The organism is Candidatus Kosakonia sp. 282A-S69 (genome assembly GCF_029433855.1).
Taxonomy (GTDB): domain Bacteria; phylum Pseudomonadota; class Gammaproteobacteria; order Enterobacterales; family Enterobacteriaceae; genus Kosakonia; species Kosakonia cowanii_A.
This window is the reverse complement of record NZ_JAROAU010000001.1, coordinates 899,170-913,197: the sequence shown is the minus strand read 5'-3', so window position 1 is coordinate 913,197 and position 14,028 is coordinate 899,170. Positions and strand designations below refer to the sequence as shown.

Below are 14,028 nucleotides of genomic sequence, written 5' to 3'. Positions count from 1 at the left end.
TCAATAAAGGCCCAAGATGACAGAAATACAGCGGCTGCTCACCGAAACGATTGAAGAGATCAACCAGCGCGAGAAACGGGACAACCGACCGCGCTTCAGCATCAGTTTTATTCGCAACCATCCGGGTCTGTTTATCGGGATGTATATCGCCTTCTTTGCCACTCTGGCGGTGATGCTGCTGTCCGACACCCTTATCGGCTCCGTCTGGCTGCTGGTGGTGCTTTTCATCGTCCTGAACGGTTTCTTCTTCTTTGATGTTTACCCGCGCTACCGCTTTGAAGATATCGACGTGCTCGACTTCCGCGTCTGCTACAACGGCGAGTGGTACAATACGCGCTTTGTGCCGCAAAGCCTGATCGAAGCCATCCAGCAGTCGCCGAAAGTCAGCGCTGATGACAAAGCACAGTTAGAGAAGATGATTACGCGTAAGGGCGAGCTCTCCTTTTATGACATTTACACCCTCACCCGTCCGGCGTCGGCGCAACACACCGCATCTGTGGCTCAGCACTCTGCCGGTTAAGCACGCATGCTGCCGCGCGTAACAGCGCGGCACGCTATTCTCCCCTCCTCCCTCTTTTTCAGGAATATCTCTCCTGGGCGATTTGTGTTGTGATAAAAAACGACCACCATCCGCCTTCTCAAGGAGAAACGATGAGCCAGCTCAACCAATATCAACAACCTGTCGGCGAGGCCCTGCCCGACTGGCAGCCCCGCCCTTTCCCACAACGTCTCACTTTTGCAGGCCGTTTCTGCCGCCTCGAACCACTCACCGTCGATCATGCTTCCGCCCTGTTTCAGGCGCACCGGCAGGCAGCGGATAACCGAAGCTGGACATGGCTCACCCGCGAACCGGAACAGAACGAGGCGGAGTATCGTCACTGGGTCGAGAGCAGCTGTACGCAGCGCGATCCTCTCCATTTTGCAGTAATCGATCTGCGCACGGGCAAACCGGTCGGCAGCCTGGCGCTGATGCGCATTGATATCGAGAATGGGGTAATGGAGGTGGGACACGTGCACTTTTCGCCGCTGCTGAGCCGCACGCCCGCATCGACGGAAGCCCACTGGCTCTTAATGCGTTACGCCTTCAGCACGCTCGGCTATCGCCGCTATGAGTGGAAGTGCCATAGTCTGAATGAACCGTCGCGCCAGGCGGCGCTGCGGTTAGGTTTTCAGTTTGAGGGGCGCTTTCGCCAGGCGATGGTGCGTAAAGGGCGTAACCGCGATACAGACTGGTTTTCCATTATTGATAGTGAATGGCCCACCGTAGACGAGGCGCTGCAGCGCTGGCTTGCCGCCGATAACTTTACCGCCGACGGCAAGCAGCGCGCTTCGCTGGCTTCACTTCGCGCTTAACGTCTCTTCTTCTTGCCCTGCACAGCTTTAAAGCGCGGGTTCGATTTACAAATCACATAGATACGCCCCTTGCGCCGGACAATCTGGCAGTCAGGGTGGCGTTGCTTTGCGCTGCGTAATGAGTTGAGTACCTGCATGCTTTACGCCTTCTTATCGTTAAAAAAACGGCCATAGCGCTGCTGGAATCGCGCCGCGCTGCCCTCGTTGGAGATCACTTTCTGCTTGCCGGTGTAGTAAGGGTGCGACGCAGACGAGACCTCAATCGTGACATAGGGATAGGTCACTCCTTCCAGTTCAATTTCGCGATCCGTTCGGATCGTTGAACCCACTTTGAAGTATTCGTTCGCGCTGGTGTCGTGAAACACCACGGTGCGGTAATGGGGATGGATATCGGGTCGCATAATTCACTCATCTGTTTTGTTATAACATAACAAAAGTCTAACGGAGATGTGTCGCCATTTCAAGCAGTGCGCGTTATGCGTTTTTCGCAAAAGCACATGATCCTGCACGGTCATAAATTAGAAAAGAAGGTTATTGGTTCATTTTTCCCGCCTGAGGCAAGCTGAGTAAAACCCGCTCACAGGAGAAGATCATGCGTTGTTGTTGCCGCCCAATCACGAATCTGACACATCCCTCTTTATCGACTTTTTGCGGAGAAAACAGTGAACGCAGCCACCTTACCGGTTCTCGATCTTGCCCGTTACGCCAGCAGCGCTGAACGCGACGCTTTCCTCGCCGACCTGCGCCACGCCGCGCGCGACATCGGCTTTTTCTATCTGATCAACCACGGCGTTGACGACGCGTTACAGAGTGCCGTTCAGCGCGAAGCCCGCCGCTTTTTTACCCTCACAGAGGCGCAAAAAGAGCAGGTGGCGATGATCCACTCTCCCCACTTTCGCGGCTATAACCGCGCCGCATCGGAGATCACCCGCGGCCAGCCGGACTGGCGTGAACAGTTCGACATAGGTGCCGAGCGCCCGGCGCTGTTACTGAGCGACAGCGATCCGCGCTGGCGACGCCTGCAGGGGCCAAACTTGTGGCCGGAGGCCTTACCAACGCTGAAGCCCGCCCTGCTCGACTGGCAGCGTGCCATGACAGCGATGGCGCTGCGCTTGCTGCGCGCCTTTGCCGAAGCGCTGCAACTTCCCGCCGATGCGTTCGATGCACTCTATGGCAACAAGCCCAACGAGCACATCAAACTGATCCGCTATCCGGGCCAGCACGCCACGCAGAGCGCGCAGGGCGTCGGGGCGCATAAAGATTCTGGTTTCCTCAGCTTCCTGCTGCAGGATGAGCAAAAAGGGTTACAGGTGGAGGTTGCGCCCGATCGCTGGATCGATGCCGCGCCGCTAGCTGGCAGCTTCGTGGTCAATATCGGCGAACTGCTGGAGCTGGCCACTAACGGCTATCTGCGCGCCACGGTGCACCGGGTGGTTTCCCCGCCAGCGGATCGGGAGCGGCTCTCCATCGCCTTTTTCCTCGGCGCGCAACTGGAAGCCAATGTGCCGCTCTACACCCTTCCCCCTCATCTGGCAAAGGAAGCGCACGGCCCGGAGAGCGATCCACTCAACCCGCTGCTGCGTGATGTGGGCTGGAACTACCTGAAAGGCCGCCTGCGATCCCACCCGGACGTGGCGGAACGTTACTACCGCGATATGCTGCGTAGCCGCACAGAGCAGCTGATTGCCTGACGCTAACTACAAGGAAAACACCATGAAATATGTCGCATTGACGCTGGCAGGTGCCGCGCTGTCTCTCCTCCTCGCAAACGCCGGCGCGCAGGCCGCCCCGTTACGTGTCGCCGCCGACCCGGTACCGCACGCCGAGATCCTCACCTACATTAAAACCCTCGATCCGCAACTCGATCTGCAGGTGGTGGAGCTGAGCAACGGGGCCAATGCCAACGAGCTACTGGCAAACGGTGACGTCGACGCCAACTACTTCCAGCACCTGCCCTACCTGAAAGATCAGGAGAAGGTGCTGGGCAAGCCGTTTGCCGTGGCGGCGACGGTACATATCGAGCCGCTGGGCATCTACTCGCGCAAATACAAAAACTTTACCTCGTTGCCGGATAACGCCACCGTCGCCGTGCCCAACAACCCCACCAACCTCAGCCGCGCGCTGTTTCTACTGCAAAGCCAGGGGCTGATAAAACTCGACGCTAAATTTAGCGATCCGGCTACCACCCAGGCGACGGCAAAAGATATTGCCGACAACCCGAAGCACCTGAAGATCCTCGAGATCGAATCACCGCAGATCCCGCGCTCGCTGGATGATGTCGATTTGGCAGTGATCAACGGCAACTATGCGCTGGAAGCGGGTTTAACGCCGGCGAAAGATGCGCTGGGGCTGGAGCGGGCAGAGCATAACCCCTACGCCAATATTCTGGTCACTACCCCGCAGCTTGCTAACGATCCGCGTATCAAGGCGCTGGCTAAAGATCTCACTTCACCGCAGGTGGCTGACTTTATTCGCAAGCGCTATCACGGCTCAGTGATCCCGGTCGCGCCGCAGTCATGATTGCCATCGAAGGGCTGAGTAAAATTTATGCCGGAACAGGCCGACCGGCATTAAAGGATCTCTCGCTGAAGATCCCAAAAGGGGCGATCTACGGCATCCTTGGGCGCAGCGGCGCGGGAAAAAGCACGCTGATCCGCTGCCTTAATCTGCTGGAGCGGCCCACGGCGGGCCGCATTATCGTCGACGGCTGCGACATTACCCGGCTTGATCACACCGGGTTGCGCGCGTACCGCCTGCGTACCGGCATGATTTTCCAGCACTTCAACCTTCTTCATGCGCGCACGGTGGCGCAAAACATCGCCGTGCCGCTGGAGATTGCAGGCGTGCCGAAAGCACAGCGCCGGGCACGCATTGACGAGCTGCTGTGGCTGGTGGGATTAAGCGATAAAGCGCACGCTTACCCCTCGCAGCTTTCCGGCGGGCAGAAGCAGCGTGTCGGCATCGCCCGCGCGCTGGCCACCCGGCCGCAGATGCTGCTGTGCGATGAAGCGACCAGCGCCCTCGATCCGCACACCACCGCCTCGGTGCTGTCGCTGCTGGCGGATATCAACCAGAAGCTGAATCTGACCATTGTGCTGATCACCCATGAGCTGGAGGTGGTGAAAACCCTCTGCGATCACGCGGCGCTGCTGGAGGATGGCGAGCTGATTGAGCACGGGAAAATCGCCGATTTGCTGATGACGCCGCGGTCAACACTGCGCCAGTCACTGTTACACGATCCGCAAAGCGAGCAGGCGTTTCTCGCCCGCCACGGGTTTAACGGGAGGCCCTTATGCGTGGTGGCATGAGCTGGGACGAACTCTGGCCGCTGCTGGCGAACGGCATGCTGGAGACACTCTATATGGTCGGGCTGTCAGCGCTCTTTACCGTGCTGATTGGCCTGCCGCTTGGCGTGCTGCTATTTATCTCGCGCCGCAATGGCCTGGCACCGATGCCGACGCTGAATGCCATACTTGGTAGCATCATCAATGTTGGCCGCTCGCTGCCCTTTATTGTGCTGCTGATTGCACTCATCCCCTTCACCCGTCTGTTGATCGGCACCACGCTGGGCAGTACGGCGGCGATTGTGCCGATCACCATCGGTGCCTTTCCCTTCTTTGCGCGCTTAACGGAAAACGCCCTTGATGAGGTGGAGTATGGCCGTATTGAAGCGATCCTCTCGATGGGCGGCAACCTGTGGCATGTGATTGGCAAAGCGCTGCTACCCGAAGCCCTGCCCTCGCTGCTGGCGAGCATTACGCTGACGGTAGTGATGCTGATCGGTTTCTCGTCGATGGCCGGAGTGATTGGCGGCGGCGGGCTGGGCGATCTCGCTATCCGCTACGGTTATCAACGCTTTAACGATCAGGTGATGGTCGGGACCGTGGTGATGCTGGTGGTGCTGGTGCAGGGTGTGCAGATGGCAGGAGAGAGGCTGGTGCGCCGCCTGGCGCACCGACGTTAAGCTATTTTTGCGCCTCTTTCGCCAGCAGCAGCGTGGTGAGCGCAAAGGAGAGCACCAGCGCAATCGCCACGCCTGAGAGCGCAAAGATAAAGTAGGGGCCAATGTAGGCCGGCAGGCTGAAGATGCTCGACAAAATATAGCCATAGAGCCGCACGCCGAAGAAGGCGATAAACGCCGAGGCCAGCGAGCTGGCGACGGTGGCGGCGATAAACGCTTTTTTGTAGCGCGTTAAGACACCAAACAGCGCCGGTTCGGTGATGCCGAGCAGCGCCGAAATAGCCGCCGATAAGCTGACACTCTTCTCCTGGCGATCTTTACTCAAGCGCCAGATGGCAAAAGTTGAACCAGCAATCGCCATATTGGCCATAAACATCATCGGCATCAGCATGTCATAGCCGCGATCGCTGAAGTTTTGCAGCGCAATCGGCGTCATGGCGTGGTGCATGCCGGTGAGGATCGCCACCGGGCGAATCGCGCCCACCACCAGACCGGCGAAGCTGGCCGAAATGCTGAATAGCCCTTCAATAAACAGCGCCAGCCCTTTACCCAGCCAGATGCCGATGGGGCCAATCACCACCAGCGCCGCCAGCGCGCCGAGGAACAGCGTCAACGTTGGCGTAAAGACGGTTTTCAGCACCTCCGGCATAATGCTGTCCACCCAGCGATGGATATAGCTGAGCGCCAGCACCGAGAAGATCACCGGGATCACGCTTGCCGAGTAGTTAAAGACGGAGACCGGGACGGCGTTAAGCAGCCAGAAGGCGCTGACCGCCTCCTCCTGATGCGCCGCCAGCGCTTTTGCCGCCTCGATAAGCGAGGGGTACATCAGGCAGGCCGCGATTGCTGCCGCCAGATATTCATTGGTCTTGAATATTTTTGCCGCTGATACCGCAAGGAAAAAGGGCAGGAAGTAGAAGACGCCGCTGGCAATCAGATCGATGACGATCACCGTATCGCTTTTCGCCGAGATGACGTTGAGGGCAATCAGCCCGGCCAGCAGCCCTTTGATCATCCCTGCACCGGCAATGGCGGGCACAATCGGCCCAAACACGCCGGAGACCGTATCCATAAACAGTGACACCAGGCTTTTGCGCCCCTTCTCTTTCGCGGCCGGCGCTGCCGGCGCGTCGCCCAGCGCGGCGAGAAGTTGCTCGTACCAGCTGTTGACCTGCGGACCAATCACAATCTGGAACTGGTCGCTTTGCAGCTGCGCGCCCAGCACGCCGGGCACTTTTTTAATCTCTGCCTGCTCCACTTTATTGTCATCCACCAGCGAGAAACGCAGGCGCGTCATGCAGTGCCAGACGTTGTGAATATTATCCCGCCCGCCCACCAGGCGAATAATATTGATGATGGCTTCTTGCGTGCCCATAAAAACTCCTGCCGGATGTGTTGTTGTTTTAGTGATTGCTACCAAGGGTAGAGAAATGCCAGAAGCAAAACAAACCAATAAAATATGAAACTCGTCACAATTTGCCATACAGGAGCACTCGTTGAGGCAACAAAGCGCAAATTGGTCTGGTTTTTAATTCCATTTAACGGTGAAAGCTGACCAAAATATTTATTCGAAAAAAGCGTTTACCTCACGGCGAAATTAAGGTGAAGATAGTGGCCATTCCCCGCTTATATTTCGCTGTAAAGGAGTTCCCGTGACGCCAACGCTTATCCAGAGTATCGACTGTTTTATTACCCGCCCCGACAGGCATAACCTGGTCGTGGTGCGGGTGACAACCGATAAAGGTGTCATCGGCCACGGCTGCGCGACCTTTCAGCAGCGCCCGCTGGCGGTCAAAACGGTGGTGGATGAGTACCTGAAGCCGCTGCTGACTGGGCGTGACGCCAATAACATTGAAGATCTGTGGCAGATGATGACCGTTAACGCCTACTGGCGTAATGGCCCGATCCTCAACAACGCCATCTCCGGCGTTGATATGGCGCTGTGGGATATTAAAGGTCAGCTGGCCGGAATGCCGCTCTATCAGCTGTTAGGCGGAAAGTCCCGCGATGCTATCGCCGCCTACAGCCACGCCAGCGGCGAAACCCTCGACGAACTCTTCGCCTCGGTCGATAACCTTATCGCGCAGGGCTATCGCCATGTGCGCTGCCAGCTCGGTTTTTACGGCGGTACGCCTTCACAGCTGCAAACGCCGGAAAACCCGACGCCGGGTGCCTATTTCGACCAGCAGGAGTATATGCGCAACACGGTTGCCATGTTTAAAGCGCTGCGCGAGAAGTATGGTGACAGCCTGCATATCCTGCATGATGTGCATGAGCGCCTCTTCCCGCAGCAGGCGGTGCAGCTGGCGAAGCAGCTTGAACCCTGGCAGCCCTATTTTATTGAAGATATTTTGCCGCCAGCGCAGAGCGGCTGGCTCGATCAGGTGCGCCAGCATAGCAGCGCGCCGCTGGCGATGGGCGAGCTGTTTAACAACCCGGCGGAGTGGCACGATCTGATTGTGAACCGCCGTATCGACTTTATCCGCTGCCATATTTCGCAGCTTGGCGGCATCACCCCGGCGCTGAAGCTGGCGGTGCTCTGTCAGGCTTTCGGCGTACGCCTGGCCTGGCACGGTCCGGGCGATATGACCCCCATCGCCGTGGCGGTCAATACCCATCTCAATATCCATCTGCATAACGCCGCGATTCAGGAGTACATTCCGCGCTCCGCCGCCACGGATGCGGTCTTCCCCGGCGCGCCGCAGGTAAACGCAGGCTTTGTCTACGCGCCGGAGAAAGCGGGTATCGGCGTCGGGTTTAATGAAGAGCAGGCGCGCGCCTGGCCCGGCATCTATCGTCCGCATGAGTGGACGCAGAGCCGCCTCACCGACGGCACCCTGCACACGCCGTAACTCAGCCGCCGCCCTGGCGGAAGGTCAGGTTTTCGCGGTTATGCGGGATGACATAGGTACAGCTGTAGTTGATATCGATAATGTCGCTGATTTCGTAGACCTGGCCGCCCTCAAGAATGCCGCGGTTGCTGATATGCATCGCCGGGCTGCCCTTTTTACAGCCGAGCAGCGCGGCCTGTTCGCGGCTGACGTTCACCGCCCGGTAGGTGGTGAGCAAATGGGAGATTTGATACCCCTTGCTTAATACATACTGTTGCAATGAGCGCTCAATCACCTGCTGATTGAGATCGGCAAACCCCTCGACCGGCATGCGTGAAATCTCAATCTGCACCGCCTGTTCATCGACAAAGCGCAGGCGGCAAAACTGCCAGATAAAGCTCTCATCATCGAGGTCAAAGATCTGCTGCTCATCACGGTTCGGCCGCTTCTTATGCAGGCTTATCATGCGAAAGCGGATCTGATCGAAACGCTTCTCGGTGATCGAGTTGTAGACCAGCGGATTGTTGCGCGCCTGTTCATTAATCCAGATGCCGGAGCCCTGCACAATGCGCACCACGCCAATGCTGGCAAGCTTCTCCAGCGCCTGGCGGATGGTAAAGCGCGACACGCCATACTCCTGCGCCAGCTGCCGCTCCGGGGGGAGTTTGCGCGGGCCTGGCGCGCTGTTCTGGTAAATTTTGCTGAGCAGATCCTGCGTGACGAACTCTTTTTTCTTCATCCACCCCTTCCCAACGCGAACCGCCACCGGCGCATCTTATATCCTCAGAGGGCTAAAGATACCCGATGTCTTGTGGGAACAACATGCCCGGCGCGAAACCGGCGTCTATGCCTGCTGCCAGCGCAGGCGGTAACGCACCCGCTCCTCCTGCAAAATAAACTCCGGCGAGACGCTCGGGCTCCAGGAGTCATCCCCGCCGACGCCCATATGGAAGGCGTCGAGGTGCAGCCAGCAGCCCGCCTCTTCCCGTAGCAGATGGTGGTGCGTCGTCTCCCGCAGCTGGGTATCGCTGTAGCAGCCGAGGGAAAAGTGGAACTGCCCCTCCAGCTGATGCGCGCCACACTGCAGCATGCGGGTGTCGCAGCGCAGGCCATTCTCGCCGGGGAAGATATAGGGCGTATGCAGCGCCGCCAGCGGCTGCGTCCAGCGCCCCTGGCACGCTGCGAGTTTGCGGTCAGGGTAGTTTTCATGGGGGCCAAGGCCGAGCCAGCTCACCTCTGCCGGACGCTCGACAAGCTGGCACACCAGCCCAATGCGCGCCGGCGGTGGAATATCGTTTGCCACCTGTACCGTAATATCAGCCTGCAAGCCGCCAGTGGTGTCGATACGCCAGCTTTTCTCGCTGATGAAGGCGCTTTTCCCGGCACCGATCCAGCGGTGCACCGTACGCAGCGTCACTTCCTGCGCACTCTCCTGCGCGTCGCAGAGAAGCAGTTCGGCGTGCAGATCGTACATCCCTGCCGCTTTCCAGCGCTCCACCCAGGCATTGGGATCGATGCGCGTCACTTCACTGACGCCGATATCGTTATCGAGCGGCGCGCGGGCAAAGCAGTCGGTCACCGGCGTCAGCAGCGTCTCCTGTCCGTCGCGCCACCACTGCACCAGATCCCCGCGTCGGCGGCAGAAGGCCCAGCGCTGGTTACCCCGGATCACGGTGAAGGTTTCATCATTTGCTTGCAGCGTCGGGCGCTCCCCTTGCGCTTCAGGCAACGCAACGTAGAGCGGTGCAGGCAAGCGCCACTGATCCCAGGCGCAGCGATGCCAGGCCTCAGACCACGCCGTCGCCTCGCGCTGGTAGACCTCGACATTGAGCCACACTTCGCCCGGCGCGGCGGCAATCTCCGGCAGGTCCAGAGTCATCTGCACCGTGCCCTGCGGCGCAATGACCAGCGCGCTTTCACCCTGAGCCAGCACCTCGCCATCACGCTCGACGCGCCAGCGCACCACTTCGTTATCACTGGTGCGGAAGAGGTATTCGCTGGTGACTGCAATAGTCAGCGGTGAAGCGCTGAGCAGAGAGAACTGGAAAAACTGCTGCGCGCGCTGCGCCTCAAACAGCGCCGGATGCGGAGTGCGATCCGGGAAAACCAGCCCGTTCATGCAGAACTGCCGGTCGTTCGGCGTATCGCCAAAATCACCGCCGTAGGCCCAGAAAGGCTGCCCGTCCGCATCCATTTTTGTCAGCGCCTGGTCAACCCAGTCCCAGACAAAGCCGCCCTGCAGACGCGGCGCGGCGCGAAAGGCCTGCCAGTATTTGGCGAAACCGCCAAAGCTGTTGCCCATCGCATGCGCGTATTCACAGAGGATCAGCGGCCGGGTCTCACCCGGCAGGCCAATCCACTTTTTGAGTGACCATTTGGGCACGGCCGGGAAGGGCTGATCGAGGTCGACGCGGGCGTACATCGGGCAGATGATATCCGTCGCCGCTGTATTCGCCCCGCCCCCCTCGTACTGCACCGGGCGCGTTGGATCGGTGCTCTTCAGCCAGCGGTAAAGTGCATCGTGGTTCGCGCCATGCCCGGACTCATTGCCCAGTGACCAGATGATGATCGACGGATGGTTGCGGTCGCGCTGCACCATGCGCGTCACGCGTTCGCTCATCGCCGGCAGCCAGCGCGGATCGTCCGCCAGGCGGCTCATCGGCACCATACCGTGCGTTTCGATATTGGCCTCATCCACCACATAGAGACCGTAGCGATCGCAGAGGCGATACCAGAGCGGGTGGTTGGGGTAATGGGAGCAGCGCACGGCGTTAAAGTTGTGCTGCTTCATCAGCTCGATATCGCGCCGCATGGTCGCTTCATCGACCGCCTGACCCTGCTCCGGATGGTGCTCGTGGCGGTTCACGCCGCGGATCAGCAGCGGCTGACCGTTGAGTTTTAATAACCCTTGCTGGATCTCAACATGGCGGAAACCGACATCACAGGCTTCGACCTCCACGCAATTGCCCTGCGCATCATAAAGCGTCAGCGTCAGGCGATAGAGGTTTGGTGTTTCCGCGCTCCAGAGTAGCGGCGACGCGACCGGCAGCGTCAGGCTCAGGCGCTCCGCCCAGTTTCCGCGCTCATCGACCACCGCGCTGCCGGGCGTCTGTACGCCTGAGGCGATCGTTTCGCCCTCGCGCCACAGCACCGCCGTCACGCGCGATCCGGCAAACTCCCCGGCCAGTTCAACCGTCAACTGTAACGTAGCGCGGGTAAACTCGGCGTTGAGCGCGGTGGTGTAGTGGAAATCGGCAATGTGCAGCGCCGGTTTATGTTGCAGCGAGACGTCGCGGAAGATGCCGCTCATGCGCCACATATCCTGATCTTCGAGATAGCTGCCGTCGCACCAGCGCAGCACCATCACCGCCAGTCGGTTCTCGCCTGCGCGCAGCAGCGCGCTGAGATCGAACTCCGCCGGCAGGCGGCTATCCTGCGAATAACCAACCCACTGCCCGTTGCACCAGAGATGGAAAGCAGCGTTCACCCCATCAAACACAACCCGCGTCTGCCCCTGGGCGATAGCCTCCGCCGCCATCTCAAATGTGAGCGAGTAACAACCGGTTGGGTTCTGCTGCGGAACGAACGGCGGGTTAACGGGGATCGGGTAGGTCACATTGGTATAGATCGGCGTATCGAAGCCCTGCATCTGCCAGTTGGAGGGCACCGGCATCGCCACGGCATCGGCGCAATCCTGCTCCAGCCAGCTCTCCGGTACCGCTTCCGGTGAGGCAAAAAAGCTAAACCGCCACTGACCGTTTAGCGGGCGGTAAGCTGGCGAGTCCGCTTCATCCCGGGCGGCCGTTTCATCGCGCCAGCTGCGCATCGGGGCATGGGCCGCCAGGCGATGCCATTGGGTGACAACCGGGTTTTCCCAGTCGCGACGGGAGAGTAATGAAGCAAGTGAAGATGGCATAACAACCTCTTTTGCGAAGCGCTCACAATTTTCAGCACAATGGCGCAAACCGGGCTACAGGTAAAGGCGCAGATCGGCTGAAAGCGAAGAGGATCACAAAAGCTTAGCGGCGATCGAGTAAAGCCACCTGCTCCGCCAGCTGTTGCAGACGCCGGGCCAGCGCTTCGCCGCTCTCTGCCGTCAGCGAGATCGGCGCGCTGGAGTGGCGCTCGACCAGATGGACCGGCAGGCGCATCTGGTAAAGCCCTTCGCCCTGCGCCTGGCTATCCAGCAGCCACTCCACGCTGCGCGCTCCCGCCTCTTTGAAGGCCTGACGCACGGTGGTGAGCGGCGGCGAAAACCAGGCGCTGTCATCGGTATCGTCATACCCGACTACCGAAATCTGATCAGGCACGGCGATGCCTTTCGCCGCACAGGCGCGCAGTACGCCAAGCGCCATCTGATCGTTTGCCACCAGCACCGCCTGCGGCAGCTGCGGCCCGGCCAGTAAGCGCTGTGCCTTCTCAAACCCGGAGGCCGCGCTCCACTCCCCGTGCGCGCAGGCGAAGGGAGCCAGCTCTGCTTCCTCCAGCGCCGCCAGCCAGCCGCTGAACCGTGCGCGCGCCGAGACCGAGCTTTCCGGCCCGCCAAGCAGCGCAATGCGCTGATGACCCAATGCGCGCAGGTGCTCAACGCCAAGGCGCGCCCCCTGAAGGGCGTCAAACACCAGGCTATTGACCGACGCCGTGTCGCTGACATCGAGAAACAGCACCGGCACCGGGGCAGCCTGTGCCGCCAGCTGCTGCGCCAGCGCATCATCGAGGGGGACGTTAATCAATACCCCTTCAACCCGTTGTGCCAGCAGCTCCTGCAGCGCCGCCGCACAGCTTTTCGCATCGTGCTGTTCAACCATTGAAATCATCACGCTGGCACCCGCCTGTCCGGCGCGGCTCTTGACCGCCGAGGCAACTTGCGACGGCGCATGCAGCGCCAGATCGGTGGTCAGCAAGCCAAGGGTTTTGCTGCGTTTGCCCGCCAGCTGCTGCGCGCCGCGATTGGGCACGTAGTGCAACGCCGCCATCGCCGCCTGCACCTTTTCACGGGTACGCGCAGAGACATGCGCGGCATCATTGATCACGCGGGAGACGGTCTGGTAAGAGACGCCGGCATGGCGGGCGACATCATAGAGGGTGATGGTTTTCATAAGCTTCCGGGCCACTGCGAATGTTATGCAGTATACCTGCTTCATCGCGCGTTGCCTGTGCATGGTTGCACGAAGCCAAAAGAAATAACGACGAGCCACAAACGGCTCGCCGTAAACATCATCCTTAATGTTTTATTGAGATGGTTGCTCTTATTATTTTAACCATCATCACACTTTTATTTGCAATTAAAATGATGGTTTCATGACAAGTGTGTTACTGCTGGCGAGGGATGGGAAATCCTTTCAGTGAAATAATAAAGCTATTCCCTTCTTTTTTAATTTTGGCGCCAGCGTCACACCAGTCCGATGCAATGCGAAAAAACTCATCTGTGCCAATATTCCAGTCGAGACGAACTTGTTTGACGAACCCCGAGCGTAGCATCTCGCACGCTTCACGGTAGTTGTGGGCGATGGAAAGCAGTTGTTGGTTCATTTTCTCTTCTTCAGAAGTTTGCGTAGTGCTTTGATTTCTTTGGCTGTAAGTGGCGTTGCGCTCTCTTCTTCCGTGTGCTGGCTATCAACCTCTTCCTCCGAGACGCTCTCCTCTTCCACTGCCTCAAACGCCAGCAGGAGAAGCTTTTGCGTCGCCGAACCTAAATTCTCATTGTTGACTTCGGCGTAATGGCGAAGTTTCTCTTTTAACGCTTCATCAATTTTTACGTTTAAAACAGCACTGGTCATGATTATCCCTTCTGGTGTGAATAAACACGCCAATTAATACACGAAGTTAGATAATCGATCCACAAATATATTTCAGGAATATAACAAGACGAAATACCCCATA

At 58.8% G+C, this 14,028-nt stretch carries 15 protein-coding genes; 7 read left to right on the top strand and 8 right to left on the bottom strand.

What is annotated here, in order from left to right; genetic code table 11:
• The first annotated feature begins 16 nt into the window (after positions 1-16).
• Both PU683_RS03990 and PU683_RS03985 read left to right on the top strand, forming a co-directional pair.
• The gene (locus tag PU683_RS03990) at positions 17-520 is read left to right on the top strand and encodes a YlaC family protein (RefSeq protein WP_277170225.1); all 504 of its coding nucleotides are present in this window, start codon (positions 17-19) and stop codon (positions 518-520) included.
• Between the two features lie 131 nt (positions 521-651).
• Positions 652-1,353: a GNAT family N-acetyltransferase gene (locus tag PU683_RS03985; RefSeq protein ID WP_277170224.1), complete on the top strand. Its 702-nt coding sequence runs from the start codon at positions 652-654 to the stop codon at positions 1,351-1,353.
• Here PU683_RS03985 and ykgO read toward each other — a convergent pair.
• Positions 1,350-1,490, bottom strand: coding sequence for a type B 50S ribosomal protein L36 (gene ykgO / locus PU683_RS03980; protein WP_023478279.1), 141 nt, complete (start codon positions 1,488-1,490; stop codon positions 1,350-1,352). The two genes, PU683_RS03985 and ykgO, sit on opposite strands and share 4 nt — an antisense overlap.
• Positions 1,491-1,493: 3 nt before the next feature.
• Complete coding sequence (locus tag PU683_RS03975) at positions 1,494-1,754, bottom strand: type B 50S ribosomal protein L31 (RefSeq protein WP_277170223.1); 261 nt, start codon at positions 1,752-1,754, stop codon at positions 1,494-1,496.
• A gap of 261 nt (positions 1,755-2,015) precedes the next feature.
• On the opposite strand from PU683_RS03975, the gene PU683_RS03970 reads away from it, so the two are divergent.
• The 4 genes from PU683_RS03970 to PU683_RS03955 are packed head-to-tail and all read left to right on the top strand — an operon-like array spanning position 2,016 to position 5,317.
• Positions 2,016-3,044, top strand: coding sequence for an isopenicillin N synthase family dioxygenase (locus tag PU683_RS03970; RefSeq protein ID WP_277170222.1), 1,029 nt, complete (start codon positions 2,016-2,018; stop codon positions 3,042-3,044).
• Between the two features lie 22 nt (positions 3,045-3,066).
• Positions 3,067-3,873, top strand: coding sequence for a MetQ/NlpA family ABC transporter substrate-binding protein (locus PU683_RS03965; RefSeq protein WP_277170221.1), 807 nt, complete (start codon positions 3,067-3,069; stop codon positions 3,871-3,873).
• Positions 3,870-4,661 (top strand): methionine ABC transporter ATP-binding protein, encoded by a 792-nt coding sequence (locus tag PU683_RS03960; RefSeq protein ID WP_277170220.1) that lies wholly within the window; start codon positions 3,870-3,872, stop codon positions 4,659-4,661. The genes PU683_RS03965 and PU683_RS03960 overlap by 4 nt, the downstream gene beginning before the upstream one ends.
• A complete protein-coding gene (locus tag PU683_RS03955) occupies positions 4,658-5,317 on the top strand; it encodes a methionine ABC transporter permease (RefSeq protein WP_277170487.1) in 660 nt (219 codons plus the stop codon). Before PU683_RS03960 ends, PU683_RS03955 begins: the two co-directional genes overlap by 4 nt.
• Before the next feature lies 1 nt (position 5,318).
• Here the strand turns inward: PU683_RS03955 and PU683_RS03950 are convergent, their stop codons facing one another.
• Positions 5,319-6,689, bottom strand: a complete 1,371-nt coding sequence (locus PU683_RS03950) for a PTS transporter subunit EIIC (RefSeq protein WP_277170219.1) — start codon at positions 6,687-6,689, stop codon at positions 5,319-5,321.
• Between the two features lie 277 nt (positions 6,690-6,966).
• Between PU683_RS03950 and PU683_RS03945 the strand changes: the two genes are divergently transcribed.
• Positions 6,967-8,166 carry an enolase C-terminal domain-like protein gene (locus PU683_RS03945; protein WP_277170218.1) on the top strand — a complete coding sequence of 400 codons (1,200 nt, stop codon included), beginning with the start codon at positions 6,967-6,969 and terminating at the stop codon, positions 8,164-8,166.
• A 1-nt stretch (position 8,167) separates the two neighbouring features.
• Here PU683_RS03945 and PU683_RS03940 read toward each other — a convergent pair whose 3' ends face one another.
• The 5 genes from PU683_RS03940 to PU683_RS03920 all read right to left on the bottom strand — a co-directional run bounded on the left by PU683_RS03940 (position 8,168) and on the right by PU683_RS03920 (position 13,925).
• Entirely contained in the window at positions 8,168-8,884 is a 717-nt protein-coding gene (locus PU683_RS03940; RefSeq protein WP_277170217.1) for a GntR family transcriptional regulator, read from the bottom strand.
• 105 nt (positions 8,885-8,989) lie between these two features.
• Positions 8,990-12,061 carry a beta-galactosidase gene (locus PU683_RS03935; RefSeq protein WP_277170216.1) on the bottom strand — a complete coding sequence of 1,024 codons (3,072 nt, stop codon included), beginning with the start codon at positions 12,059-12,061 and terminating at the stop codon, positions 8,990-8,992.
• Between the two features lie 103 nt (positions 12,062-12,164).
• The gene (locus tag PU683_RS03930) at positions 12,165-13,244 is read right to left on the bottom strand and encodes a LacI family DNA-binding transcriptional regulator (protein WP_277170215.1); all 1,080 of its coding nucleotides are present in this window, start codon (positions 13,242-13,244) and stop codon (positions 12,165-12,167) included.
• Between the two features lie 214 nt (positions 13,245-13,458).
• On the bottom strand, positions 13,459-13,677 hold the full coding sequence (locus tag PU683_RS03925) for a hypothetical protein (protein WP_277170214.1): 219 nt from the start codon (positions 13,675-13,677) through the stop codon (positions 13,459-13,461).
• A complete protein-coding gene (locus PU683_RS03920) occupies positions 13,674-13,925 on the bottom strand; it encodes a hypothetical protein (RefSeq protein WP_277170213.1) in 252 nt (83 codons plus the stop codon). Before PU683_RS03920 ends, PU683_RS03925 begins: the two co-directional genes overlap by 4 nt.
• Between the last annotated feature and the right edge of the window lie 103 nt (positions 13,926-14,028).

What these genes read in the sequence shown, in the direction of transcription:
- PU683_RS03990 (WP_277170225.1), top strand. Translation starts at nt 17, where the DNA reads ATGACAGAAATACAGCGGCTGCTCACCGAAACGATTGAAGAGATCAAC.
- PU683_RS03985 (WP_277170224.1), top strand. Translation starts at nt 652, where the DNA reads ATGAGCCAGCTCAACCAATATCAACAACCTGTCGGCGAGGCCCTGCCC.
- ykgO (WP_023478279.1), bottom strand. Translation starts at nt 1,490, where the DNA reads ATGCAGGTACTCAACTCATTACGCAGCGCAAAGCAACGCCACCCTGAC.
- PU683_RS03975 (WP_277170223.1), bottom strand. Translation starts at nt 1,754, where the DNA reads ATGCGACCCGATATCCATCCCCATTACCGCACCGTGGTGTTTCACGAC.
- PU683_RS03965 (WP_277170221.1), top strand. Translation starts at nt 3,067, where the DNA reads ATGAAATATGTCGCATTGACGCTGGCAGGTGCCGCGCTGTCTCTCCTC.
- PU683_RS03960 (WP_277170220.1), top strand. Translation starts at nt 3,870, where the DNA reads ATGATTGCCATCGAAGGGCTGAGTAAAATTTATGCCGGAACAGGCCGA.
- PU683_RS03955 (WP_277170487.1), top strand. Translation starts at nt 4,658, where the DNA reads ATGAGCTGGGACGAACTCTGGCCGCTGCTGGCGAACGGCATGCTGGAG.
- PU683_RS03950 (WP_277170219.1), bottom strand. Translation starts at nt 6,689, where the DNA reads ATGGGCACGCAAGAAGCCATCATCAATATTATTCGCCTGGTGGGCGGG.
- PU683_RS03940 (WP_277170217.1), bottom strand. Translation starts at nt 8,884, where the DNA reads ATGAAGAAAAAAGAGTTCGTCACGCAGGATCTGCTCAGCAAAATTTAC.
- PU683_RS03935 (WP_277170216.1), bottom strand. Translation starts at nt 12,061, where the DNA reads ATGCCATCTTCACTTGCTTCATTACTCTCCCGTCGCGACTGGGAAAAC.
- PU683_RS03930 (WP_277170215.1), bottom strand. Translation starts at nt 13,244, where the DNA reads ATGAAAACCATCACCCTCTATGATGTCGCCCGCCATGCCGGCGTCTCT.
- PU683_RS03925 (WP_277170214.1), bottom strand. Translation starts at nt 13,677, where the DNA reads ATGAACCAACAACTGCTTTCCATCGCCCACAACTACCGTGAAGCGTGC.
- PU683_RS03920 (WP_277170213.1), bottom strand. Translation starts at nt 13,925, where the DNA reads ATGACCAGTGCTGTTTTAAACGTAAAAATTGATGAAGCGTTAAAAGAG.